Below are 24,692 nucleotides of genomic sequence, written 5' to 3'. Positions count from 1 at the left end.
AATGAATCACTCCAACAGCCCCAAGCGCCATCTGCCGGTGCTGCAGGCGGTGCTGATCACGCTGGGCATGGTGATCACCACCGACATCCTCAAGACCGCGCCGACCGTGGCGCTGAACGTCGGGCCGGAATATTTCTACTGGGTGTGGGTGCTCGGCGGCCTGGCGTCGATGGCCGGGGCGTTGTGCTTTGCCGAAATGGCCACGGCATTCCCACATCCCGGTGGCGACTATCACTTTCTGCGCACCGCCTATGGCGAGCGCATGGGGTTCCTGTTTGCCTGGTCACGCTTCTCGGTGATGCACACGGGCTGGATCGCCTTGTCGGCGTTCATGTTTGCCGATTACGTCAACGCCGTGGTGCCGTTGGGGCGATACGGTTCGGGGCTGTTTGCCGGCGGGGTGATCGCTGCGCTGGTGCTGCTCAATCTCACCGGCAAGCACATCGGTTTCATCACTCAGACCTTGCTGGTGGGCTTGTTGGCGCTGGGCTTTCTGAGCATCGCCAGCGCCGGTGTGTGGCTGGCGTGGCAGGGGATCGAAGCCGCGCCAGCAAGCGTCTCGGTCACGCCGGAAAACACCGGTATGGCCGGGTTTTCCGCAGCGATGATTTTCGTGTTTCTGGCGTTCGGCGGCTGGAGCGATGCGGCGACCTTGTCGGCGGAAGTGCGCGACGGTCGACGTGGAATATTCATCGCCATGCTCGGTGCGCTGACGGTGTTGATGGCGATCTATCTGGCACTGAACTGGGCGTTTGTGCGAGGCCTGGGATTCGCTGGACTGGCGGCGAGCAATGCACCGGCGGTGGAGCTGTTGAACCGTGCATTTGGCGCGCCTGGCGTGCTGCTGATTCTGCTGATGGTGGGTATCGCGGCCATCGCCAGCATCAACTCGACCCTGCTGGTCGGCGCCCGCACCACCTATGCCGCTGCCCGCGATGTGCCGCAGTTGCGTCGTTTCGGCGAGTGGCACGAACGCGACGGCGTGCCGCGCAAAGCGTTGCTGGCGGAGGGCTCAGTGGCGTTGTTGCTGGTGCTGTTCGGCAGCTTCACCCAGAGCGGCTTCAACACCATGGTCGAGTACCTGACCCCGGTGTATTGGCTGTTTCTGAGCTTCAGCAGCCTGGCGTTGATCATCCTGCGCCGACGCTTTCCCGACGTGCCGAGGCCGGTGAGGGTGCCGTTGTATCCGCTGTTGCCGCTGCTGTTTTTCGGGCTGTGCCTGTACATGCTCTATTCGAGCGTGACAGTGGTGGGATGGGGCGCTTTTCTGGGGATTGGCGTGTTGCTGGTGGGCGCGCTGCTGTTGGCGGGGTTGAGCCGCCTGGCGTCGACGCCTCGGCAAGCTCTGGGGCCGATCAGCGATTAAAACGAGACTTCGGCCGGTTGCGACAGACGCAGTACCGACAAGTCTCCGGTAATGCGTTTGTACGCCAGCCGAATCGCCTCGATATTGCCAGCGTTCTGTGGATTGTTCTCGTGCAGGATCACGATGACCTTGGTGCTCAGCCGCTCCGGCTCCTTCGCCCCATGATCGCGCCACTGTCCGTACGCATCGAACACGGTGAAACCGTCGGGAAACCGCGACGTCACTTCCTTGTCGAGAAACTCGCGCCAGCGCGCCGGGCTGACCGCGCCGTCCTTGCCATCCACGGTGCCCACCGAGAAGTACAGCTCGGTGCGGATCCATTGCGCCTGCGCCGGACGCGTGGCGTCACCTTGCAGGGTGGAGCTGGCGGGATCTTTGGTATGCACCGAAACAGCAGGAGGACTGGCGCACCCGGCGACAGCGACAAACAGTGCAGCCAGTAACAGGCGTCTTTGCATGGAACATTCCTTTTATGAGTCAAGTGCAGACGCGCAATGATAGGGGCTGAGGTTAATAGCGATAAAAGATTAAAAAATGATTTTCCGGTTGATTAATGGAATAAAAAATCATCGAGTCGTGGGTACCGGACGTGCCAACGCCATCGCTGGCAAGCTAGCTCCCACAGGTTTTGTGGCGTGCACAAAGCCGCTGATCGACACAATCCCCTGTGGGAGCGGGCTTGCCCGCGAAGGCGCCGGTTCAGTCGATAAAGACGTTGGATGTACCAACGCCGTCGCTGGCACGCCAGCTTTCACAGGTTTTGTGGCGTGCACAAAGCCGTTGATCGACACAATCCCCTGTGGGAGCGGGCTTGCCCGCGAAAGCGGTGTGACATTCAGCGATGAGGTTGGCTGATCTGACGCTTTCGCGAGCAAGCTCAGCGCCCCTCATGCTGCTTGCGATAAGCCCCCGGTTGCACGCCCACCGACTTGGCAAATGCCCGGGTAAACGCGGCGATCGACTGATAGCCCACCGCCGCACACACCTGTTCCACCGTGTGGTTAGTCCGCAGTAACTGGCAGGCATGCCGAATGCGCAACGCCAGCAATACCTGCCCCGGCGATTGTCCGGCCAGTTCGTTGAAACGTTTGAAAAATGCCGAGCGCGACAGGCCGGTACTCGCCGCCATGCTCTCCAGCGACCACGGCAATTGCGGTTGTGCGATCAACTGGTCCAGCAACGGCGCGAACTGCGGATTGCGCGCCAATGCCACAAGGCCGCCGAGGCTCTGGTTGTCGGCCATCTGCTGGCGCAGCACATACAAAAACAGCAGATGACTCAAGCGTTCGAGCAGCGCCGAGGAGGGTGCCGGCAGGCGTTCGCACTCTTGCAGGATCAACTCGAACAAGGCTCGCGCCGCGCTGGAAGACGGATCGCCCGCGCGCAGGATGATCCAGTCTGGCAACCCCTCGATGATCAGCGATGACAATCCCGACTTGAAATGGAAGAACCCGCAAACCAGCCCGACACCGTCCTGCGCCTGGCTGTCGAGCGCGGTCATGGCCCTGCGCGGCAGCGTCTGGGCGAGGGCTGTCTCTTCGGCGCTGGAGAGGCGGTAATTCAGATCCCGCAGCAGAAACACCACATCCCCGGCGTTCAACGGTATCGACCGTGCCTGCCCATCAATGTGCAGCCAGCAACGCCCCTGCACGATCAAGTGAAAACTGGCGCGCGCCAGCCCGTGCGTACTCGCGTGCCAGCCCCCGCAATAGCGCCCGACGTGGAACAGACTGGCGTCGAGTTCAAGGCTTTCTAATAACCAATCAACCAAAGGGCTGGACGAAATCATCTAATGGAAACACTCAGGAGCAAGTAATCGCTACTTTAGAATATGGATCGAAATTTTTATAACCAACAGACTGACCGGACACTCAACAGCAGGAGTCCACTCCATGTCGCGCGTCACTCTTCACACCGTGCAAAGCGCTCCCGAAGCCGCCAGACCGTTTCTGGAAAATGCGCAGAAAAACTCCGGATTCATTCCAAACCTGCTGGCCGTGCTGGCCAATGCCCCGGCCGCACTGGAAACCTACGTCACGGTATCGGCGCTCAATGGCAAGTCCGAACTCAGCCTCGCCGAGCGCGAAGTGGTGCAACTGATTGCCGCGACCAACCATGGTTGCGATTTCTGTGTCGCAGGTCATACCGCCGTGGCGCTGAATAAGGCCAAACTGCCGCCGGAAGTGGTCAGTGCGCTGCGTGAGAAAGCCACCGTGCCCGTGGAAAAACTGGAAAACCTGGCCACGTTTGCCCGCGAAGTGATTGCCACCCGAGGCAAGGTCAGCGATCAGACCTTCAACCAATTCAAGGCCGCCGGCTACACCGAAGGCAATGCGCTGGAAGTGATCCTCGGCATCAGCCTGGCGACCCTGTGCAACTTCGCCAACGTGTTCGCCGACACGCCGCTCAACCCTGAGCTGGCGGCGTATCGCGCTTAATCCGCCAGCGCTTCGGGCCGCATCGTCTATGGTTGATGCGGCTGCGTACAAGGAGAGAAACGACATGCTCAATCCGGCATTGATGCAATGGCTGGAACACAACGCCCAGGCCCTGGATGCGGGCGACGGCGATCCGCAACAGGTACTGACACAACTGGCGCAGGCCGGGGTGCTACGGGTCGGCATCAGTCCAGCGCTGGGCGGCAGCGATGGTCACGTCAGTGATGCCGTGGAAACCCTGGCCGCTGTCGCCAACCATTCACTGGCGGCGGCGTTTGTGTTCTGGGGCCAACGGGCCTTTATCGAATACCTGCTGCACAGCCCCAACGCTGCGCTGAGGGAAAGACTGCTGCCGGTGTTGCTCAGCGGAGAGCTGGCCGGGGCTACCGGTTTGTCCAACGCGATGAAATACCTGTCGGGCATCGAGGCACTGCAAGTGCGTGCCGTCGACACCGCAGACGGCTGGACCTTGAACGGGCGTCTGCACTGGGTGACCAATCTGCGCCAAAGCGGTTTCGTGGTGGCGGCGGCAATAGAGCACGAGGAGGGCGGTTCGCCGTTCGTGCTGGCGATCGCCGATGACGCTGCCGGCGTGCAACGTTCCGCCGACCTGCAACTGATGGGGCTGCAGTCGAGCAACACCGCAGCGATCGATTTCGCGCAAGTGGCGGTCGGACGCGAATGGCTGCTGCACGAGGACGCGCGCAAGTTTTTGCCGGCAGTGCGCCCGGCGTTTCTCGGCTTGCAATGCGGCATGGCGATTGGTCTGGCGCGACGGGCGCTGGCCGAGGTCGAAGGACACTTGCAGGACGGCCGTTCGATTCTGCTGGAGCCGTTGCAGGAACAACGCGAGCAACTGGCGCAGAGCGTCGACGCGCTCAAGCAGGGCCTGCACGACGGACGTTTCCTGTCCCAGCCGGGCGCGTTGTTCCAGATCCGCATCGCGCTGGCCGAATCCGCCGCCAATGCGGTGCAACTGGAGTTGCAATCGAGCGGCGGCAAGGCCTATCTGACCGAGCACGGCAGTGGTTTCGCCCGGCGCTGGCGTGAGTCGGCGTTCGTGCCGATCGTCACGCCGAGCCTGGTGCAACTGCGCGCTGAATTGCAGCGGCAGAAACGGGAAGCGACGGCATGACCGCGCCGGTGCTGGAGGCGCACGGCATCAGCCTCGGCTACCCGAAAGAGGAGGGCTGGCACACCGTGCTGGAACATTTCGACCTGCAATTGCAGCCCGGCGAAGTGGTGACGATTCTCGGCCCCAGCGGTGTCGGCAAATCGAGTCTGCTGCGTGTGCTGGCGGGGTTGCAGGCACCGCAGCAGGGCCGGGTGAGCCTGCTTGGCGAACCGCTGACCGGCGCGCACCCTCGGGTGGCGGTGGCGTTTCAGGACCCGAGCCTGTTGCCGTGGCTGACCCTGGAAAAGAACGTCGCCTTCGGTCTCGACTTCGCCCGCCAGCCGCATCTCACGGCCGAGCAGCGCAAGGCGCGGATCGACCACGCCATCGCTGCGGTCGGCCTCGAACACGCGCGGTTGCAGCACCCGGCGCAGTTGTCCGGCGGCATGGCCCAACGCACCGCGCTGGCGCGGTGTCTGGCGCGGCAGCCGCAGGTGCTGTTGCTCGATGAACCGTTCGGCGCGCTGGATGAAATCACCCGCGCCGACATGCAGCAGTTGCTCCTGCAACTGATTGCCGAGCACCACACCGCAGCCGTATTGATTACCCACGATATTGACGAAGCCCTGCTGCTCTCCGAGCGGATTCTGCTACTGGGTAACAGCCCGGCGCACATCCTCGGCGAGTGGCGCATCGACCTGCCTCAGCCGCGTGCCGAGCTGGTCGAGGAACTGGGCGCGCTGCGCATCGACATCCTCAAAACCCTTCGGCGGGCGAGCCGCAATCCCCTTACTCAACCTGTGCCCGCTACGTCGGAGATTGACCATGTGCCTGGACGACTTTACTCACACACGTCGTGACTTCCTCAAACTCAGCGCGTTGCTGACCGCTGGCGGCGCGTTGCCGCTGCTCAACAGCCTGAATGCCCGTGCCGCTGCCGAGCCGAACGCGCCGGTGCGCATCGGTTATCTGCCGATCACCGACGCCACGCCGTTGCTGGTGGCGCACAACAACGGGCTGTTCGAGGCCGAAGGCATTCAGGCCGAGCGCCCGGTGCTGCTGCGCAGTTGGGCGCAGGTGATCGAGGCGTTCATTTCCGGGCAGGTCAACGTGATTCATCTGCTGTCGCCGATGACCGTGTGGGCGCGTTACGGCAGCAAGGTGCCGGCCAAGGTCGTGGCGTGGAACCACGTCGGCGGCTCGGGCCTGACCGTGGCGCCGGGCATCACCGAGGTCAAGCAATTGGGTGGGCAATCGGTGGCGATTCCGTTCTGGTATTCGATTCATAACGTGGTGGTGCAGCAGCTGTTCCGCGATCATGGGCTGGTGCCGGTGAGCAAATCGGCGAGCGCCGCGTTGGCGCCGAACGAAGTCAATCTGCTGGTGCTGCCGCCGTCCGATATGCCGCCGGCCCTGGCGAGCAAACGCATCGCTGGCTACATCGTCGCCGAGCCGTTCAACGCGCTGGCCGAGGAACTCAAGGTTGGCCGCGTGCAGCGCTTTACCGGCGACGTCTGGCGCAATCACGCCTGCTGCGTGGTGTTCATGCATGAGCAGGATCTGAACCTCCGTCCCGAGTGGTCGCAGAAAGTGGTCAACGCGATCGTCAAGGCGCAGGTCTGGACCCGCGACAACCGCGCCGAGGCCGCAAAACTGCTGTCCAGGGACGGCGAAAATCGCTACACGCCGCACGCGCAACCCGTGCTCGACCGGGTGCTGTCGCCGGCCACCAGCGACCGCGAGCAATATCTGGCCAGCGGCGCGATTCAGCACAGCCATTGGGACGAGCAGCGCATCGATTTTCAGCCGTACCCGTTCCCCAGCTACACCGAAGAACTGGTCAAACGTCTGAAGGACACGTTGATCGAGGGCGACAAGGGGTTCCTTGCCAACCTCGATCCGCAGCAAACCGCCCGGGATCTGGTAGACGATCGCTTCGTGCGTAATGCCATTGCTACAGTCGGCGGGATGAAGGCATTCGGATTACCGGAAAGCTTTGATCGCAGCGAGGAGTTCGGCCTCTGATGCGTCAGCGATCTTCTTCGACCGTGCACGGTTTGCTGGGCGTCGCGGGGCTGTTGTGCCTGTTGCTGCTGTGGTGGCTGGGCGTACACGTGTTCGGCGGCAGCGACAGCCTGGCACTGCGTTTTTCACCCGAGGCAACCCTGGCCAGCCTCGGCGAACTGCTGCTGCGCCCGGAGCTGTACGAGCATGTGCTGGTCAGCCTGAAGCGGATTCTGGTCGGTCTGCTGCTGGCGCTGCTGATCGGTGTGCCGCTGGGCTTGATGATTGGCAGCTACCGGCATCTGGAAGCGGCGACCACGCCGGCGTTTCAGTTTCTGCGGATGATTTCGCCGCTGTCGTGGATGCCGGTGGTGGTGATGCTGATGGGTGTCGGTGATCAGCCGATCTACTTCCTGCTGACCTTCGCCGCCGTGTGGCCGATCCTGCTCAACACCGTGGCCGGCGTACGCCAGCTCGACCCGCGCTGGCTGCAACTCAGCCGCAGCCTCAGCGCCACCCGTTGGGAGACCCTGCGCAAGGTGATCCTGCCCGGCGTGCTCGGCCATGTGCTGACCGGGGTCCGGCTGTCGATCGGCATTCTGTGGATCGTGCTGGTGCCGTGCGAGATGCTCGGGGTCAGCGCCGGGTTGGGCTACTTCATCCTCGATACGCGCGATCGTCTGGCGTATTCGGAACTGATGGCGATGGTGCTGCTGATCGGCGTACTGGGTTTTGCGCTGGATGCGTTCGCGCGCTGGCTACACCGACGCTGGGCGCCGGCCTGAGCCTCTTCACCAGCAGGCTCGCCCCTGCCCGCAATCCTGCAATCACCACAAAGCCCTGTGGGAGCTGGCTTGCCAGCGATGGGTCCGTGTCAGTCACCACCCGTGCAGACTGACCCACCGCCATCGCTGGCAAGCCAGCTCCCACAATAATCTCGGCCAGTAACCAAGTCCGTGTACACCGCAAAACCTTTTAGGGGTCACGGGCTCGACGCCGGTTTCGCCAGCGCAATCCCCGCATCCCCCAGCCGCTTGAGAATCTCGAACAGCAGATCACTCTTGGTCCCGCCGACGATCCGTGGGCTGCCGACATAGCCCGTCACCGTCAAGGTGATGCCATCGGGCGAGAGTTTGCTGAAGCGCACGTACGACGCCGGTTTGTCGAGGATGTTTTCGTTTTCGCGGTAGGTGTTCAGCAGCAGTTCCTTGACCTGTTCCGGGTCGATGTCCAGCGGGAACATCAGCTCCAGGCTCGCCACCCCCTGGGCGCTGCCGCCAAGGGTGACGTTGCGCAGGTTCTGCGAAATCAATTGTGAGTTGGGCACGATCACGATGGAGCGGTCGCTGAGCTGGATTTCCGTGGCGCGCACGTTGATCCGGCGGATATCGCCTTCGACACCGCTGATGCTGATCAGGTCGCCGACCTTCACCGGGCGCTCGGTGAGCAGGATCAGCCCGGAGACGAAGTTCTTGACGATCTCCTGCAAGCCGAAACCGATCCCCACCGACAATGCACTGACGATCCACGCCAGATTGGTCCAGCGCACGCCCAGCGACGACAGCGTCAGGAGAATGACCGTGGCATAACCGATATTGGAAAACAGCGTGCTCAGCGACGCGCACATGCCCGGATCCATGTCGGTCTTGGGCAGGAATTCGTTGTCGAGCCAGCGGCGCAGGGCGCGGATCAGGTAGATACCGATCAGCAGCGCCAGCACGGCATTGATCAGGTGCGCGGGTACGATGTTCAGCTTGCGTAAGCCGGCACCACCGAGAATGCCCAGGACATTGCTGGTCAGTTGCCCGAACGTGGTGCCGATGCCGCCGACGAACAAGGTGATGACCGCCAGCAGCAACAGCCCGGCGCGGCTGGCACCGGACAGCACAATCGAGATCTGTTCCAGCCGCCGGTCGCCCAGGCCCAGGGTCTGCTTGAGCGTCCTGCCCGCCGAGTAGCGCGGCGAGAACAGGTACTCGCAGGCGTCCTTGACCACTTGCACCAGTAAATAGAACCCGGCCAGCACGATATAGGCCCATACCAGCTCAAAAGTGATGAAGCGGGCCAGCGACACGTAGCCGGTGAGCAAGGCCAGCGCCGACACGCCCATGCACACCGTGGCGATGCTGTAGATCGCTCCGGCAAACGTGCTGGCGGCCTCCGGTTCATTGGCGCTGATCAACGCCTTGCGCACTTTGCCGACGCGCAACAGCAACGGCACCAGAATCACGATCACCACGATGGCAATCACCCCGCGCTGGGCGATCACGATCTGGCTGCTCATGCCGGTGGCGTTGCTGACTTGCACCAGCGTCACCAGCACCAGCAGGGTGGCGGCGAGAATCCTCGGATACGGGCGCAACGCCAGCGCTACCGAGTCGGCCATCGCCGGCAGCCGCCATGAAGGATGCTGGGTCGACAGCAGTGCGCGGCTCAACGCGGTAATCAGGACGCAGGCGTAAACGGCTTTTTCGAATTCTTCGGAAAAAGTCTGCAGCACTGGCGTCAACGGCTCGTGACGGGTGCAGGCATAGAACAGCAGGTGCAGGGCGATGGCTGTGGTGCCCAGGGTCGCCAGCGCCGAGGCGAAGGCCAGCGCGCTGCGACGCAGGCGACCTTCCGGCATGCGGTGGATGCACAGCCAGGTCAGGCCACGTTCGGCGAGTCGGCGACCGACCGTCCAGAAAGTCAGCGCCAACAGCACCAGCACACAGGTGAAAAACCGTTCCCCCGGGGCCCAGACGGTGGCCCAGGTGAGGTTCACCTGATCGATGAAAAACTTCAGGCGCTGACGATCATCCGGTTCCGGCGCCACCAGCGGCGACCAGAAGGCCGGGCTCAGAATGCTGTCGGTGCGCAGCGTCAGTTCGCTTTCGAGCAATGTGCGACGAATCCCGGCAATTTGCGTGATCAGCTCGGCTGCGCTCTGCTTGAGCGCGGCAAGGCTTTTGAGCGTGGCATCGACCTTGTTTTTCTGCTCGCTGAGCAACGCCCGTTGTGCGGCGATTTCCGCCTGTTCGGCGGCAATCTGCGTATCCGGTGCGGCGCCGAGCACCCCCAGTTGCACCGCCAGTTGCGCCTGCTGCGGCAACAACGATGCGGACAACCGATCGACATCCAGAATGAACGTCTGCACCCGGTCCTGCGGGCCTTCGAGCTGGTTGTAATTGTTGGCGGCGGAAATCTGCTGCTTCAGTCCGTCGAGACGCAATTGCAAGGCTTGCAGATCACTTTGCGAGACCTCCACCAGCGGCGCCGCAGTGGTCGCCGAGGGCGCCGGCAAATCCGCCGCGCACAGTAGCGAACTGCCCGCAGCGAGCACGGTCAGCGCGACAAAAAACAATGCCTTCAATGTGTTGCGCATCGGAGGGGCCGGTTCTCGTTGATCACACAATCTATGAGGTTAGGTGATCGAACCGGGCACGGCGGAAAATTTCCGGTTAGCAGGGCAGGGGCGCCGTAGGGCGTGCGTGTTTTGCTGTGGTTGTCCTCATAATGCCGCAGCCTGGCATCCATGGCTCATCAAAATACCACCCGGCCGGAAATGCAGTGCTGAACGGCACCGCCCACCCAGACGGTGCCGTCCACGTGCTGGATGTGCAATCGGCCGCGGCGGCCGATGGCGGTGCCTTGGCTCACGGTGTAGCGGTCGCCAAGGATGCCTGAGCCGATCAGCCACTGAGCCAGGCTCGCATTGAGGCTGCCGGTGACGGCGTCCTCGGCGCATTCCTCGCCCATGAAGGCTCTGACTTCCACGTCCGTTTCAGCACCGGGACCCGCCCACGGCGCAATAACCCCGACATTCAGCCCCCGCAGCGCCGGGTAATCAGGCTTGATCGCCAACACGTCTTCGCGACTCGCCAACAACACCCCCGCCCAACCCGGGCCGTTATCGACCCATTGGCTCGCGCGGATCTGCCCGGTGGAGAGGCCGAGTCCTTGTTCGATCAGGTTGAGCGTCGTTGCCTCCAGCGGCCCGCTGCGCACCAATGGTGGCGCGGAGAACGCCAGTTGCGCGCCTTGTTTGCGTACCCGAATCAAGCCCGCCGGGCACTCCTGAATAATCTCGACCTGCTCAGGCTTGTCGTTCTGCGCGAGCCACACTTTGCAGCTGCCCAGCGTGGGATGCCCAGCGAAGGGCAGCTCTCGCAACGGTGTAAAAATACGGACACGGTAGTGCGCGTCCGGCGCCTCGGGCTTCAACAGAAAAGTGGTCTCACTGAGTTGCGTCCAGCGGGCGAACGTCTGCATCTGCTCGGTCGTCAGCCCATCTGCATCCACCACCACGGCCAGCGCATTACCTTCGTAGGGGTGATCGGCGAATACGTCGACTTGTTCGAACTGCAGCGAGCGTGGCATTGAATGTCCTTACAGGTTGAGTCAGGGAAGGTCTTTTACGCCGATGGATTCGGATTATGGGCGCAGACTGTCAGGTGCCGGTCCAAGACATTTCGATATGCGTGTCGGTTGCGCCAGTCCGGCGAAAGCCCAGTCGTTCATAGAGCTTCTGCGCCAATGTGTTCGTGCGAAAAGCGCCCAACTGCAAAGGCACCTTGCGGGCAGCAGCTTGCAGCTGGAGGTTCCTCAGAATGCGCGAGCCAATGCCTTTGCCTTGGTACGCCTGCGAAATAGCGATGTTCTGAACATGGATTCGATCTTCTTTGTCCAGAATCTGCACGTATCCAACAATCCGGCCATCTTGTTCAATAATCGAAGTGGCTGCGCAGGCGAATTCCGCTGTGAAATTTGCCCGTTGCCACTTCTCATCCCAGCCCCATATTTTTTCGATGTGCTCGCGAAAGACTGCTCGATGCAAGTCAAAGAGGGTTGTCTGGTCACCATCGGTGGCGGGGCGTAGCGTCATGCGGGTCTCTGATTTGTGCTTTTGGCTGTTGCTGAGGCTAGCGGCTGCAACAATAAACGGCAATTCGGATTGATCATGGCCCGCCGCATCTGACTGCCCCCGGACAATCACAACGCCACCCGCTCCACAAGCCTGCTGAACTCCAGCGGATGACCGGGGAATTTCGCCGGTTATAAGCTACAGCCGATCCCTATTCCCGGCAGGAATGTGGCCTATGAAATGATTCGATTTTTCTTGTCTCGTTTCCCGGCGTAGCGTGCCCCAACGACAAGGAGAATCATCGTGGCCTCATCCTCGACCAACCCTGCAGCAAAATTCGACACCTCGCGCGCCAGCGAGTACGCCACACAGAGCCGTATCGCACTGGCCGGTTACGACGCCTGTCACGATCTGGCGGCTTGCATGTTGGCGGCCACGCTCGGCCCGGCGCGGGCGGCAAACGTGCTGGTGGTGGGCGCGGGGGGTACGGCGCAGGAAATCATCGCAATGGCCGCGCTGGAGCCGGACTGGCGTTTCACCGCTGTCGATCCTTCGGCACCCATGCTGGACGCCGCGACGCAGCAATTGCAGGCCCACGAATTACTGCACAGAACGCAGCTGCATCTCGGGCATGTCGATGACTTGCCGGCCGCCCCATCCTTCGATGCGGCAACATTGATCGGTGTGCTTCATCACCTCAAGGGTGATGAACCCAAACAACACATCCTGTGCTCGGTCCAGGCGCGGCTGAAACCGGGCGCACCGCTGATTGTGGCGGGCAATCACTACGCCTATGCCAGCCAACCGTTATTGCTGCAGGCGTGGGGGCAGAGATGGCGGCAGCAAGGCGCGAGTGCTGATGAGGTGGCCGCCAAGCTCGGGAAAATCCTGCAGGGCGCGGATCCGCCGCATTCCGAAGCAGCGGTTCAGGCGTTGTTGCATAAGGCGGGATTTAGCCAGGCGACGCGCTTCTTCAGCAGTCTGTTCTGGGGCGCGTGGCTGGCGTGCCGACTGCCTGTCTCAGCCGACTGAGTGTGATCGAAACCTGAATTGCAGAATCAGCTCTCGCTGCTCTCAACCGGTTCGGCCGCCGCTTCGGCAGCCATCTTTGCGCGCTCGGCCTTGCTGATGTATTTGGGCTTTTTCGGCGCCAGTTTGGCGCTGGCCTTTTTGGCCTTTTCCTTGAACAACTGCTGCAGTTTCTTTTGGCGGTTCATGTTTCTACTCGGTGAAGTGGAGCCGGGCATGTGCCCATCAAGCGCGCATTAAATCCGGGTCGCAGCCATTTGGCGAGCCTGTTGCAGCAATGCGGGATCAAACTGCTCACGGGTGTCCATTCGCACACCGCGCAAACCCGCTGTTTCCAACTGCGTCCTATATAGCGCCTGCGCGCAATAGTTGATCAGAATAGAGCGCCGACGTGCGCCATTCACGTTGCGACTCCCCGCGTGGAGCAGATCGACGTCAAACAGCAAAATGTCCCCCGCAGTCCCTGAAAGCTGCACGACAGCAGTCTCGTCGTTGGGGTCGAATGGTGGCTGTTGTGGTGAAGGTCGGTGACTGCCCGGGACGATGCGCGTGGCGCCGTTGTCGGGGCCGTAGTCATCGAAAAAGGCGATGGCGTTGACCATGTCGCCGGGCCGCTGGATCGACAAGTCGCGGTGCAGTTGCTGATGGCCACCGCCGGCAAGCGGTTCGCGACCCTCGACCTGGGACAGGAAGAAGCGTTCGCCGATCAACTCGCCTGCCACCGTCAGAACCTGCGGCAGGCGACACACCGCTTGCACCGTTGCATCCAGGTCCAGCAGCGAATGGCGCCAGTCCATGCCGCGCGGTACCGGCCAGTGTTCCGATGCTTGCACATTCGCATCGAATATCGCGCGCAGGTCGGCGAGCCAATTCCCCGGGATCGCATCGCGCAGCAGCGCGTAACCTTGCCGGTGAAGCTTTTCGCGCTCGATCATGGCTTCGGTAACGTCAGGAAATCGCTGCTCAGCAGCGCGCCGAGGGCTGTGTTCAAGACTGATCTTTTCCAAGAGTGCATGGGTTGTTTTGAGACAGGGCTGCGCGCAGATTCGTAGACCGGCTGCCATGAGGATAGCCGACGCATGCGCCTCTGCATCGAGGCTACGTCGGAACACCGGCGCGCGCGTCCGGATTTGAAATACCCGCCACCGCCCGCTAGAGTCGCGCCCCTTGTCCGGCCAGCAGCGCCGGCGATGGCTGGGGAAGAGGGCGGCAGTTGAACGAACACACATTGTCCATGCGACTGGAGCGGGTGGCGGCGCATGTACCGGCTGGCGCGCGGTTGGCGGATATCGGCTCGGATCACGGCTATCTGCCGGTGGCCCTGTTGCGCCGTGGCGCCATCGTTGCGGCGGTGGCCGGCGAGGTAGCGCAGACACCGTTCCATGCCGCGGTGCGCACGGTGCGCGACAACGATCTTCAGCCGTTCATCACTGTGCGTCTGGCCAGTGGCCTGGCGGCGATCGAGCCGTCCGACGGGATTACCGCGATCAGCCTGTGCGGCATGGGCGGCGAGACGATTCGTGACATTCTCGACAGCGGCAAGGCGCGTTTGCGCGGCCACGAACGGCTGATCCTGCAACCCAACGGCGGCGAGCAACCCCTGCGCCGGTGGCTGATGGATAACGGTTACCGCATCCTCGATGAGGAAGTGCTGCAGGAAAACCGTTTCTTCTACGAAATCATCGTCGCCGAGCGCGGTGCCCCGGTGAGCTACAGCGCCCGACAGTTGTACTTCGGCCCATTGCAGATGCAGGCGCGCAGTCCGGCATTCCTCGCCAAATGGCAGCGTCTCTTACGGCAGAGACAGAAAACGCTGGCCAGTTTCAAACAGGCGCGCCAGGAAGTGCCCGGGGAGAAACTGGAAGAAATTTCGCTACAGATTCAGTGGATCACTGAGTTGCTGGCTTGATCTGCCGTGTTGGCGCTTGCGCTCCTTCAGGTTTAAAGTCAGCTTCAAGGTTAACGTGCTTGCGGAGTCGGACATGAGAATCGGTGAACTGGCAAAAATCAGCGGACTGGCGCCGTCGCGCATCCGCTTCTACGAAGCGAGCGGGTTGATCACTTCGGTCGCGCGCAAAGCCAATGGCTATCGCGATTACGCCCCCGACACACAGTGGGTGTTGCATATCATCACCGGCGCGCAGGCGGCAGGTTTTTCCCTGGAGGAAATCCGTCAGTTGATGCCGATGAATGCCAACGGTTGGCAGCACGACCAATTGCTCAGTGGCTTGAAGCAAAAGGTCGATGAAATCGAGGTGCTGCAGCAACGGCTGGCGCAGAACAAGGAACAATTGCTGCTGGTCATCAAAGGGATCGAGGGTAAACCTGCGGGGATGGCGTGTGCGGACAATGCGCAGAGGCTGATCCAACGGCTGTGCGAAGAAGGCGTGGCTTCTGCGCCCGACAAGCAGCCAGCAGTTGCGGCAAGAAAAACCAACGCCCGTCAGGCATCCAGAGCCTGACGGGCGTTACAGCTTTCAGCGCTTGCCAACCAGCGTGGCAAGCGGTTTTGGCGCATAGAGCGCACTCTGGAACTCAGGGACATATTCGTACTTGAGCATTTTCCCCAGCTTCAAGTCGCGCAGGTAATTAGAAAGGCTGCCATCGCCCAGCGTCAGCGTGGCGGCATCCGCGTCCCGGCTGGAACCGTGGCTGAGCTGGCGCGACACCGCGTAGCCATAGGCCAGTTGGCCTTGGTGATCGAGGTTGGTGAAACTGCTGGTGACGATATCCTCATCGCGCGACAGTTTGTCGAGCTTCTTCGCGGTGAAGGACACGTCCGGTTTGCCGGTCTGGCTGTCACTGATCTCATAGATCACGGATTGCCCGTTTTCTTTGCGCTCAATGCCGGTCAGCCACTTCGGCAGGTTGTAACCGACCACTCCGCGCACCCGTGCCAGCTCGGTATTGACCGGCAACTTGAGCACATAACCCCAGAAATCTTCTGACATCGACTGGCCAATCAACGTGAGCGGTCCCAGGTTGGTTTTGCCGGGTTTGTTGGTGATGATCGACACGGCAACTTCGTTATAGGCGTCGTTATCGCAATGCTCGTAGGTGTAGGCGGTGAATGCGATCAAGCCACGTCCTGGCCAGACTTGCAGTGGCTGCACGGTGGCCAGTATTTCCGGCGGCATCAACGACCGGAGCCGATCGAGGTCGGCCGTGTAGATCGCCGTGACACGACTGTTCTGATAGTAGAAATTGGGCGAAAACGACTCAAAGCCAATGTCGACCTTGTTCTTCGCCAGGCCCTTGAACCAGCTCAAATCAACGCCCGGGACTTCGGCGGCAATCACCGACAACGGCGGATTGGAGCGAAAGCGGTCATACAGGCCACCCTTGACGACGGGTACTGAATGGCCGGCAATGTCGATGGTGGTGGTCTCGGTCAGATCGGGCATTTCAGGTGTCTCCGCCAACGCAGCGTTGGCAAAAGTGGTGATCAGCAATCCTGTTAAAACGGCGCTCGCGACTTTCAATCGGACTTTCTCCGGTGGGTAGGCACTACAAAAAGATTCAGCGCGTTCGTTCGCCGGCGCTGAGCACCGCCATCACGGCTTCAGCCACGGCCTTGGGCGATTGAGGGTTCTGGCCAGTCACCAGCCTTCCATCGGTAATGGCAAACGAAGTGAACGGCAGCCAGCCCTTGCGATAGCGCGCGCCTTGGCTCACCAAGCGGTCCTCAAGAAAGAACGGCACCTGATTTTTCATGCCCGAGAGCAGCTCTTCGCGGTCGGAGAACCCGGTGATGTTTCGACCCTTGATGATCAACTGGCCCTGGCTGTCTTTCAGATCCAGCAGACCCGCCACACCATGGCACACCGCCGATACGATGCCGCCCTGGTTGTAGATGGTTTCGGCGACACGGCGCAGGTCAGGATTGTCGGGAAAGTCCCACATGACGCCATGGCCCCCGGTGAAGTAGATGACGCCGAAGCGGGACGGATCGACCTCGGCGATCGGCAACGTATTGGCCAGGCGCGCGCGGAACGCAGGCGACTGCAAATGCTCCCGCGCAGCCTTGTCCATGTACAACCAGCCCAGACTGCGTTCGTCCAGAGGCACCGCGCCACCCTTGGGGCTGGCAAACACGGTGGTGTAGCCGGCAGCTTCCACCACATCGGTGAAGTGGGTCAGTTCGGTCAGCCACAAGCCGGTGGTATCGGATCGCGAGGGATAGCTGGCGTGATTGGTCATGATCACCAGGATCTGGCGATCCTTGATCGCCGCCGACTCAGCATTTGCAAACGTCATGAAAGCACCACCTATCAATAGCAGGGCAGAGGAAACAAGGGTCTTGAGCATCATCCGGGCTCCATCGAGCAAGCAGGTCAGCGCATGCTCACCTTAAACCTCACTTTAAGGTCAACCCCGCTGCTGCGAATAATTTGTGCTGATGCCATCGGACTTTTGCTTGACCCTCAACCTGACTTTAACGCTAGCGTCTGAAGCTGATTGGGCAAGGCAATAACGCCGGTCATCAATCCACTCAGGAGCCAGGCATGAGTCAGCAAGACCAACCGGATACATCGATGAAATGGATGATTTATGGCGCCAACGGCTATACCGGCGAACTGATCGCTCGCGATGCCGTCAGGCGTGGACTCAGGCCGGTGTTGGCTGGACGTAGCCGCGACAAGGTCGAAGCGTTGGCCCGGGAACTGGGTCTCGAAGCCCGGGTGTTCGGTCTGGACGACCCTGCGCGGTTGCTGGCGCAGATCAAGGGCCACGGTTTGATTCTGCATTGCGCGGGGCCGTTTTCCGCGACCGCCGCGCCGATGATCGAGGCCTGCCTGCGGGCCGGCGCGCACTATCTGGACATCACTGGCGAGATTGCCGTATTCGAACATGCGCAGTCCCTGAATGAGCGGGCGCGGGCAGCAGGGTCAGTCATTTGCCCCGGCGTCGGCTTCGATGTAGTCCCGACCGACTGCGTTGCCGCCGCCCTGAAAGACGCGCTGCCGGATGCGACGCATCTGGCGCTGGGCTTCGATTCACGTTCGAGCTTTTCACCCGGCACTGCCAAGACTTCAATCGAAGGCCTGGCGCAGGGTGGCAAGGTCCGACGTGACGGCAAGATTGTTTCCGTGCCGCTGGCCTATCGGGTACGGCGTATCGATTTCGGTGCCGGGGAGAAGCTGGCGATGACCATCCCGTGGGGCGATGTGTCCACCGCCTGGCACACCACCGGCATCGCCAATATCGAGGTGTTCATACCGGGATCGGCGGGGATGATTCGCGGCGCCAGGCTCGCCAACTGGATTCGTCCGTTGCTGGGACTGTCGTTTGTGCAGCGGCTGCTCAAGGCGCGCATCGGCAAGACAGTGACCGGTCCGGATCAGGCAAAACGTGCTGACCAAGGCACCTATGTGTGGGGCGAGGCCCGCAATGCGCGCGGTGAAAGCAAAGTCGCTCGCGTGCACACCGCGAACGTTTACAGCCTGACGATCGACGCTGCGTTGGCGGTGGTCGGCTATCTGTTGCGGACAACACCACCCGGCGGTGCCTACACACCTGCGCGGTTGTTGGGCGCGGATCTAGTGACGCACTTGCCAGGGTCGAGCGAAATCAACATTGAATGATCTTGAAAAAAGTCATTGACCTTAAAGTTTACTTCAATCTTATGGTGGCCTCATCTCCAGTTGAGGACTGCACCATGAATGTGTTCGACCCCCTGACCCTACCCAACGGTTCAACCATCAAAAACCGCATCGCCAAAGCCGCCATGGAAGAAATCATGGCGGACGCCGACCAGGCACCCTCCGCAGAATTGATGCGTCTGTATCAGGCGTGGGCCGATGGCGGTGCAGGGCTGATCATCACCGGCAACGTGATGGTCGACGGCCGCGCGATGACCGGGCCAGGCGGTGTGGTGCTGCAAGATGATCAGCAACTCGACAAGTTCAAGCGCTGGGCGCGGATCGGCCGTTCTGCCGGTGCCCAGTTCTGGTTGCAGATCAATCACCCGGGGCGCCAGATGCAGTCCAACCTCGGGCAGAAAACCTGGGCGCCATCAGCGGTACCGCTGGACCTGGGCAAACTGTCCAAGCGTTTCGCCACGCCCCACGCCATGACCGCCCGTGTGATTGAGGACGTCATCCAGCGCTTTGCGCGCACCGCACGCCTCGGTGAACAGGCCGGCTTCACTGGGGTGGAAATCCACGCCGCCCACGGCTATCTGTTGAGCCAGTTTCTCTCGCCTCTGACCAATCAAAGGACGGACGAGTGGGGCGGCTCTCTGCAGAACCGTGCGCGGTTGTTGGTCGAGATCGTCAAGGCAGTCAGGGCTGTGGTTTCTGCAGAGTTTGCCGTAGCGGTCAAACTCAATTCCGCCGATTTCCAGCGCGGCGGATTCACCGCTGACGACGCGAAAAAGGTCTTTGAGTTGCTCAACGATCTGGGCGTGGATCTGGTGGAACTGTCCGGTGGCAGCTACGAAGTCCCGGCCATGCAGGGTGAGGCGCGCGATGGTCGCACGTTGGCTCGTGAGGCCTATTTCGTCGAGTTTGCCCGGGATATACAGACCGTTGCGAAAATGCCGGTAATGGTCACGGGGGGCATTCGTCGTCGCCCGGTAGCCGACAGTGTCGTGCAGAGTGGTGTGGACATGGTCGGCATCGGCACCGCGTTGGCCATCGATCCGCACCTGCCGCGCGACTGGCAGCAGGGCAAGGACAACGCCCCGCAATTGCCGCCGATCACTTGGAAAAACAAGGCCGTTGCCGCCCTGGCGAACATGGCGGTGGTGAAGTTTCAGCTGGGTAAACTCAGTCGGGCGAAAAAGCCTGATCCGGGTGTGTCACCGTTGCGCGCGCTGATTCTGCAGCAGATCGGCATGGCGTTTCGCACTCGGCAATATCGGCGCTGGGTGGAAAAGCGTTCGGTGTGAGTCGCAAGGCACTTCAATCGTGACGTTGGCGGACGCTCTGACGAGAGCCCGCCCACGTCAACCGGTCAGTTCGGCATCAGCACCGTATCGACCACATGAATCACACCATTGGATTGCATGACGTCCGCGATGGTGACGGCAGCTTTTCCACCTTTGGCGTCCTGCACCCACAACTTGCCATCATGTAGCATGACAGTCAGCGATTCGCCCTCGACGGTTTTCAGCATCACTTTACCGCCGTGCATTTTGGCGTCGTCCATCAACTGTTTAGCCGTGTGAGTGCCGGCCACGACGTGGTAAGTCAGGATTTTGGTCAGGTCCGCCTTATGTTCAGGCTTGACCAAGGTATCGACCGTGCCGGCAGGCAGTTTTGCGAAGGCTTCGTTGGTGGGGGCGAAGACCGTGAACGGGCCCTTGCTGTTGAGCGTATCCACCAGGCCGGCGGCCTTGACCGCAGCGACCAGGGTGGTGTGATCCTTGGAGTTGACTGCGTTTTCGACGATGGTCTTCGTTGGATACATGGCCGCCCCGCCAACCATCACGGTATCGGCGGCAAAGCTGGATCCAGCGCCGAGGCAGAGCAGGGTGAAGCAAGCGACAGCAAGGCGTTTGATGAGCATGTGCATGGTGCGTCTCCTTGATTCTTCGACCCTTCGAATGAGGGTGTTGAATGTACGGAGCAGGGGGCGAACCGGATGCAGAGCAGAGAGAAAATTTTGGTTTTTCATCTGGGCATGGATGCGCAGGCACTCGTCCACAGGAGATATCCATGACGACAGACGCAGGCCCCCCCAAGGCATTTGCCGTAGGTTCAATGATTGGCAGCGTCGCTCAACTGTTGAAGCTCAAGTTGCCTGGCAGCACTCGCTTCGAGGGCCGCACGCTCTATATCCAGGTACCGATGAATGCTTTGGAGGTTGGCAATTTTCTGTTTGATTTCGGCCATCTTCTTTTCAATCAGCTTCGCGCCGTCAGCACAATCGATCAGCTTGTTGCGCTGCGCATCCAGAATCTCGCCTATTTCTCCCAGGGAAAATCCCATGCTTTGCGCGCGCTGGATAAAGTCCAGATCCTGCAGGGTTTGCTCGGTGTAGACACGATAGTTGTTGGTTTGCCGCAGCGGTGAGATCAGGCCGATCTGCTCGTAGTAACGCAAGGTATGACGGCTGGCGCCGCTGCGAGCCTCGAGTTCGCCGATTTTCATGAAAACACCGCTTGACTGTAGAGTTGAGTCGATACTTTACGCTGGATTTCTCACCTTCAACAAGGAGTAGGGAAATGAGCGTGGAGTGCTTTGTCACGGGGGGTACCGGCTTTATCGGTCAACATTTGCTGGCAAACCTGAGTGCAAAAGGTCACACCCTTCGGGTATTGATGCGTCGCCCGGAGCGGCTGGCCGCGTTGCGCGAGCAAGTTGATAGTTTAGGCGGGTGCGCGACACGGGTATTTGCCGTGGCTGGCGATCTGGAGCAGGACAATCTCGGGCTAAGTCTGGCTGATCAGGACGTGCTGAGGCGCGCCAGCGTCATATTCCATCTGGGCGCCCACTTCGCATGGGGTCTTTCGGTGGAGCAGTCTCGTGCAGTGAATGTGCAGGGGGCAAAGCGTGTGGCGCTGTTGGCGGCTGAGCAAAAAAGCCGTTTAGTGATGATCGGCGGCTACATGCTGAACAATCATGAACATCTGCAACGCATCGGCATTGATCGTCGCCAGCCGGAGTTGACGAACTGGCCCGCCGTTTACCGACGTGTCGGTGGATACGAGGCAAGCAAGCTGGAGGCGCATTTTGCGACCCAGCAGGTCATGTCCGCCAAGGGTGGTGAGATGACCGTTGTCCACCCTGCGACGGTCTGTGGCCACAGCCGCACGGGGCATATCGTTGACGGTCAGCCGCTGGTGGCGCTGATACGCAACCTGGTGCAGGGCAAGATGACTGCAGTGCCCGGTACCGCCGAGCACTGGCTGCCACTGGTCACCGTCGATTATCTGGTCGAACTGGTGGCCGTTTGTGCTTTTGATCCTGCCATGGTGGGCGAGGAACTGCTGGCGCTGGATGATCAAACGCCAAACTTGAGAGAACTCCTGGCACAGGTGGCTAAACCTTTGGGCTTGAAGTCTCCCAAACATCACATTTCACTTCGACTGCTGAAGTGGCTACTGAGTATTCCTCCGGTCGCGTGGTTTTTGAATACAAAACCCGAAGCCTTGGACTTTATCCAGACCACTCGTTTCAACACAGCGGCGGTCGAGCGGTTTGCCAACAGGCATGGAATAGTTAAACCGGACATACGTCAGGCCTTGCAGCATACGGCAACGTTCGTCAACGCGTATTGCTTAGCCAAGGACAGGGCGCTCTGACGTTCACCGCTCTCTCGGTCAACGACAAGCGGTCAGCATGGCAGGCAGTTATAGCTGACGCGTAACGATTAAAATCGAACACCTTTGCTTCACCTTGCCGATTGATGGCCAGGTTGACGCTGCCCGCGGTAAAGCGGGCACCGCTTCCAATATGAAAAAAAGGCTTACACGCCGGCTTACCAGTTGTAACTGACTTTGGCGGTAATCTCCCGACCCGGGTTGTAGTAGTTCGCTGTGCCGGAACCGACCACGTGCTGCTCATCCAGCAGGTTGCTGACATTCACTGCAAGGTCGGTACCCTTGGCGATCTTGTAGTTGAAGGCGGCGTCGAACAGTGTGGTGCCATCGCTTTTGCCGGAGTTGGCTGCATCGAAGTAATAAGAGCCGACGTAGCGCGCACCCAAGCCAACGCTGACATCAGTGCCGGGTACGTCGTAATAACTCCAGAGCGAAGCGGAATGCTTGGGTGCCGTGGAGAACTCATTACCCTTCAGAGAACTCCCGTCGTACAACGAACCGCGCAATACCTCGGACTCCATATAGGAATAGCCACCGATCAGGCTCAGGTTCTGCGTCACCTGCGCCTTGGCCTCTAGGTCGAGGCCGCGCGCCCGCGACTCGCCCACCGTTTGTTGCTCAATGATGCCGCTCGGCAGCACCACGGCGATGGTGACGTTTTCCTGGGTCAGGTCGTAAACGGCTGCGGAGAACAGTGCGTCCATCCCCATCGGCGCATACTTCACGCCTACTTCGTACTGCCTGCCCGTCTGCGGTGTCACCCCAACCTGCGGCGGCGAGACGGATTCCACCATGCTCACATAGGTGGACACCTCGTCGTTGACGATGTAGGTCAACGCACCTCGGTAGGAGGTTTCGGAGAAGTTGTCTTTCTCAGTGGATTGCAAGCCTTTGCTGGTCAGGTCCATCGAGTCGTTGCGCACACCGCCGGTGACGATGAAACGCTCGTAGAACGACAGGTTCTGCTGAAGGAATACGGCTTTGGTGGTCGCGTCTCGCTTGTTGACGGCGTATGGCGTGATTGCGCGTGAAACGCCAGTAAACACGGGATTGGCAATGTCAATCGAGGTCGTCGGGGCGTAGACCGAGCTTTCCCTGGTTGTCGAATCGAGGTACTCCACGCCCACCAGGCTGCTGCTGTCGATGTTCTCGAAGCGGGCATCGTATTGCAGCATCAGATTGCCGTTGAACTGGTCGGCTTCGGTGTCCGTGCCAAACTGATACCGGTCAACGGTAGTGCCGACACGTGCAGCGCTGTCGCTGAGGTAAACGTAGCCGAAATCATCGGTCAACTTGCTGTAACGCAGGTTGCTGCGCAGCACGAAGCCGTTGTCGAAGTCGTGGGTGATGTTACCGCTGAGGCTGGTGCGCTCGACATCGTGAAAGTTATAGCTGGGTTCGCCATAGAACTTGCTGCGGTCGTATTCCTTGTCCAGCGGATAGCCACCGCTGTTTGGCGAACTTTCGGTCTTGAGGTAATCCAGAATCATCGTCGCCGACGTGTAATCCGTCGGTGCCCAGGTGAGGCCACCCATAAACAACTGGTTGTCGTCCTGCGAGTGATCGTACTCGCGGTCGCTGTTTTGGCCTTTGGCGGTAAAGCGGCCAGCGAGGGTTTTCTCGTCGTTCAGCGCGTCCCCGACATCGATGCCTGTCTCGACATGGTCAAACGAACCGTAGGTCACATAGCCTTGGCCAAACTGCTCGAAGCGCGGCTGTTTGGTCACAAAATTCACCGAACCACCCGGGTCCGCGGGGCCAAACAGCGTGGAGTTGGCGCCACGCAGAATCTCGATACGCTCATAAGCGAATGGATCTTCGCGTACGCCGCGCATCGAACTCAGGGTCAAGCCGTCACGGTAGGTGGTGGCCTGGAAGCCGCGGATCTGGAAATAGTCGTTGCGGTCATCCGTACCGTAGAAGTCACTGATCACGCCCGGCGTGTATTGCAGCGCCTCTTCCGTGGTGCTGACGCTGCGTTGCTCCATTTCCTTGTTGGTAACAACCGACACCGATGCCGGTGTGTTGAGAATGCTGGTTGCCACCTTGCCGCCAACCCAGAGTTCCTTGGCGACCACCGAGTTGGCGTCGTCGTCGGCACTGACCCTGACCTTGGCATTGATGATCAGGGGGGCAAGGCGGTAGTCCTCGACGTCCGTTGCGTCGAGCTCCAGCGGGCCGGCAGTCTTTGCTTGAGGGACCAGCAGGTAAGCATTCGGGCCTTGCCGTTCGACTTGCAACTCGCTTCCCTGCAGCAACAATGACAGCGCTGCCGACGTATCGAGCGTGCCATTCACGCCAGCAGTGGTGCGGTTCGCGACACTCGACGCGTCGAAGGAAAGACTGATGCCAGCTTCGCGCGCAAAGCGGTCAAGCGCCGGCGCCAGTGGGCCCGCAGCGACGTTCCACTGTTTGACTTGATTGCGCGGGGCAGCGCTCGATGTTTGCGCCAGCGACGGCAATGCGTAGATGCTGACGATCACACCCAAAATCGCACCGTGCAAGGCTCGATTTAATGGATGGCGCTGTGAAACCGGGGACGAACTCATTTTCTCGCTCCAAGAAAGGACATCGGCAGACTGGCCTGTATTCCGGCCTTCCTTAGAGGTCGAACGAGAATGAGAAACCAC

At 60.7% G+C, this 24,692-nt stretch carries 24 protein-coding genes; 12 read left to right on the top strand and 12 right to left on the bottom strand.

Going from position 1 to position 24,692, the window contains the following annotated elements; all coding sequences use genetic code 11:
• Position 1: 1 nt before the first annotated feature.
• Positions 2-1,366: an amino acid permease gene (locus AC193Q_RS08250; protein ID WP_476283772.1), complete on the top strand. Its 1,365-nt coding sequence runs from the start codon at positions 2-4 to the stop codon at positions 1,364-1,366.
• Here AC193Q_RS08250 and AC193Q_RS08245 read toward each other — a convergent pair.
• Together AC193Q_RS08245 and AC193Q_RS08240 are read right to left on the bottom strand one after the other, a co-directional pair.
• A complete protein-coding gene (locus AC193Q_RS08245) occupies positions 1,363-1,824 on the bottom strand; it encodes a DUF3574 domain-containing protein (RefSeq protein ID WP_182404390.1) in 462 nt (153 codons plus the stop codon). The genes AC193Q_RS08250 and AC193Q_RS08245 overlap by 4 nt on opposite strands.
• 419 nt (positions 1,825-2,243) lie before the next feature.
• A complete protein-coding gene (locus tag AC193Q_RS08240) occupies positions 2,244-3,155 on the bottom strand; it encodes a cupin domain-containing protein (RefSeq protein WP_476283770.1) in 912 nt (303 codons plus the stop codon).
• A gap of 103 nt (positions 3,156-3,258) precedes the next feature.
• Here AC193Q_RS08240 and AC193Q_RS08235 point away from each other — a divergent pair, with 103 nt between their 5' ends.
• The 5 genes from AC193Q_RS08235 (at position 3,259) to AC193Q_RS08215 (ending at position 7,707) form a co-directional block, all read left to right on the top strand.
• Positions 3,259-3,804, top strand: coding sequence for a carboxymuconolactone decarboxylase family protein (locus tag AC193Q_RS08235; protein ID WP_476283768.1), 546 nt, complete (start codon positions 3,259-3,261; stop codon positions 3,802-3,804).
• A 64-nt stretch (positions 3,805-3,868) separates the two neighbouring features.
• On the top strand, positions 3,869-4,939 hold the full coding sequence (locus AC193Q_RS08230) for an acyl-CoA dehydrogenase family protein (protein ID WP_476283766.1): 1,071 nt from the start codon (positions 3,869-3,871) through the stop codon (positions 4,937-4,939).
• Positions 4,936-5,778, top strand: a complete 843-nt coding sequence (locus AC193Q_RS08225) for an ATP-binding cassette domain-containing protein (RefSeq protein ID WP_476283764.1) — start codon at positions 4,936-4,938, stop codon at positions 5,776-5,778. The genes AC193Q_RS08230 and AC193Q_RS08225 overlap by 4 nt, the downstream gene beginning before the upstream one ends.
• Positions 5,744-6,943, top strand: a complete 1,200-nt coding sequence (locus AC193Q_RS08220; protein ID WP_476283762.1) for an ABC transporter substrate-binding protein — start codon at positions 5,744-5,746, stop codon at positions 6,941-6,943. The genes AC193Q_RS08225 and AC193Q_RS08220 overlap by 35 nt, the downstream gene beginning before the upstream one ends.
• A complete protein-coding gene (locus AC193Q_RS08215) occupies positions 6,943-7,707 on the top strand; it encodes an ABC transporter permease (protein WP_182404395.1) in 765 nt (254 codons plus the stop codon). The genes AC193Q_RS08220 and AC193Q_RS08215 overlap by 1 nt, the downstream gene beginning before the upstream one ends.
• A 197-nt stretch (positions 7,708-7,904) precedes the next feature.
• Here the strand turns inward: AC193Q_RS08215 and AC193Q_RS08210 are convergent, their stop codons facing one another.
• The 3 genes from AC193Q_RS08210 to AC193Q_RS08200 all read right to left on the bottom strand — a co-directional run bounded on the left by AC193Q_RS08210 (position 7,905) and on the right by AC193Q_RS08200 (position 11,786).
• Positions 7,905-10,286, bottom strand: a complete 2,382-nt coding sequence (locus tag AC193Q_RS08210) for a DUF3772 domain-containing protein (protein ID WP_476283760.1) — start codon at positions 10,284-10,286, stop codon at positions 7,905-7,907.
• 158 nt (positions 10,287-10,444) lie between these two features.
• Entirely contained in the window at positions 10,445-11,281 is an 837-nt protein-coding gene (locus AC193Q_RS08205; protein WP_121185881.1) for a PhzF family phenazine biosynthesis protein, read from the bottom strand.
• Between the two features lie 70 nt (positions 11,282-11,351).
• Positions 11,352-11,786 carry a GNAT family N-acetyltransferase gene (locus AC193Q_RS08200; RefSeq protein ID WP_121187778.1) on the bottom strand — a complete coding sequence of 145 codons (435 nt, stop codon included), beginning with the start codon at positions 11,784-11,786 and terminating at the stop codon, positions 11,352-11,354.
• 282 nt (positions 11,787-12,068) lie between these two features.
• On the opposite strand from AC193Q_RS08200, the gene AC193Q_RS08195 reads away from it, so the two are divergent.
• Positions 12,069-12,797, top strand: a complete 729-nt coding sequence (locus AC193Q_RS08195) for a class I SAM-dependent methyltransferase (protein ID WP_121185879.1) — start codon at positions 12,069-12,071, stop codon at positions 12,795-12,797.
• Between the two features lie 26 nt (positions 12,798-12,823).
• On the opposite strand, the gene AC193Q_RS08190 is transcribed toward AC193Q_RS08195, so the two are convergent.
• On the bottom strand, positions 12,824-12,982 hold the full coding sequence (locus tag AC193Q_RS08190; RefSeq protein ID WP_080963266.1) for a DUF2986 domain-containing protein: 159 nt from the start codon (positions 12,980-12,982) through the stop codon (positions 12,824-12,826).
• 48 nt (positions 12,983-13,030) lie between these two features.
• The gene (locus AC193Q_RS08185; protein ID WP_476283874.1) at positions 13,031-13,729 is read right to left on the bottom strand and encodes a phytanoyl-CoA dioxygenase family protein; all 699 of its coding nucleotides are present in this window, start codon (positions 13,727-13,729) and stop codon (positions 13,031-13,033) included.
• Positions 13,730-14,007: 278 nt separating this feature from the next.
• Here AC193Q_RS08185 and AC193Q_RS08180 point away from each other — a divergent pair, with 278 nt between their 5' ends.
• The gene (locus tag AC193Q_RS08180; RefSeq protein WP_095669010.1) at positions 14,008-14,703 is read left to right on the top strand and encodes a tRNA (adenine(22)-N(1))-methyltransferase; all 696 of its coding nucleotides are present in this window, start codon (positions 14,008-14,010) and stop codon (positions 14,701-14,703) included.
• Positions 14,704-14,776: 73 nt separating this feature from the next.
• Entirely contained in the window at positions 14,777-15,256 is a 480-nt protein-coding gene (locus AC193Q_RS08175; RefSeq protein WP_095669011.1) for a MerR family transcriptional regulator, read from the top strand.
• A gap of 15 nt (positions 15,257-15,271) precedes the next feature.
• On the opposite strand, the gene AC193Q_RS08170 is transcribed toward AC193Q_RS08175, so the two are convergent.
• Complete coding sequence (locus tag AC193Q_RS08170; RefSeq protein ID WP_121185875.1) at positions 15,272-16,276, bottom strand: acetoacetate decarboxylase (ADC); 1,005 nt, start codon at positions 16,274-16,276, stop codon at positions 15,272-15,274.
• A gap of 37 nt (positions 16,277-16,313) precedes the next feature.
• A complete protein-coding gene (locus AC193Q_RS08165) occupies positions 16,314-17,105 on the bottom strand; it encodes a type 1 glutamine amidotransferase domain-containing protein (RefSeq protein ID WP_095669013.1) in 792 nt (263 codons plus the stop codon).
• Between the two features lie 194 nt (positions 17,106-17,299).
• On the opposite strand from AC193Q_RS08165, the gene AC193Q_RS08160 reads away from it, so the two are divergent.
• Both AC193Q_RS08160 and AC193Q_RS08155 read left to right on the top strand, forming a co-directional pair.
• Positions 17,300-18,379 (top strand): saccharopine dehydrogenase NADP-binding domain-containing protein, encoded by a 1,080-nt coding sequence (locus AC193Q_RS08160; protein WP_476283757.1) that lies wholly within the window; start codon positions 17,300-17,302, stop codon positions 18,377-18,379.
• 74 nt (positions 18,380-18,453) lie between these two features.
• Entirely contained in the window at positions 18,454-19,686 is a 1,233-nt protein-coding gene (locus AC193Q_RS08155) for an NADH:flavin oxidoreductase/NADH oxidase family protein (protein WP_483879406.1), read from the top strand.
• A gap of 65 nt (positions 19,687-19,751) precedes the next feature.
• Here the strand turns inward: AC193Q_RS08155 and AC193Q_RS08150 are convergent, their stop codons facing one another.
• Together AC193Q_RS08150 and AC193Q_RS08145 are read right to left on the bottom strand one after the other, a co-directional pair.
• Positions 19,752-20,312: a fasciclin domain-containing protein gene (locus AC193Q_RS08150; protein WP_121185869.1), complete on the bottom strand. Its 561-nt coding sequence runs from the start codon at positions 20,310-20,312 to the stop codon at positions 19,752-19,754.
• A gap of 185 nt (positions 20,313-20,497) precedes the next feature.
• Complete coding sequence (locus AC193Q_RS08145; RefSeq protein ID WP_182404410.1) at positions 20,498-20,890, bottom strand: MerR family transcriptional regulator; 393 nt, start codon at positions 20,888-20,890, stop codon at positions 20,498-20,500.
• Between the two features lie 74 nt (positions 20,891-20,964).
• Between AC193Q_RS08145 and AC193Q_RS08140 the strand changes: the two genes are divergently transcribed.
• Positions 20,965-22,044: an SDR family oxidoreductase gene (locus AC193Q_RS08140; protein ID WP_483879405.1), complete on the top strand. Its 1,080-nt coding sequence runs from the start codon at positions 20,965-20,967 to the stop codon at positions 22,042-22,044.
• Between the two features lie 176 nt (positions 22,045-22,220).
• Here AC193Q_RS08140 and AC193Q_RS08135 read toward each other — a convergent pair whose 3' ends face one another.
• Entirely contained in the window at positions 22,221-24,611 is a 2,391-nt protein-coding gene (locus AC193Q_RS08135) for a TonB-dependent siderophore receptor (RefSeq protein WP_095669017.1), read from the bottom strand.
• Between the last annotated feature and the right edge of the window lie 81 nt (positions 24,612-24,692).

The organism is Pseudomonas sp. F2, assembly GCF_057174385.1.
Note: the sequence above shows the minus strand (reverse complement) of the source record. Positions and strands in the feature narration are given on the sequence as shown.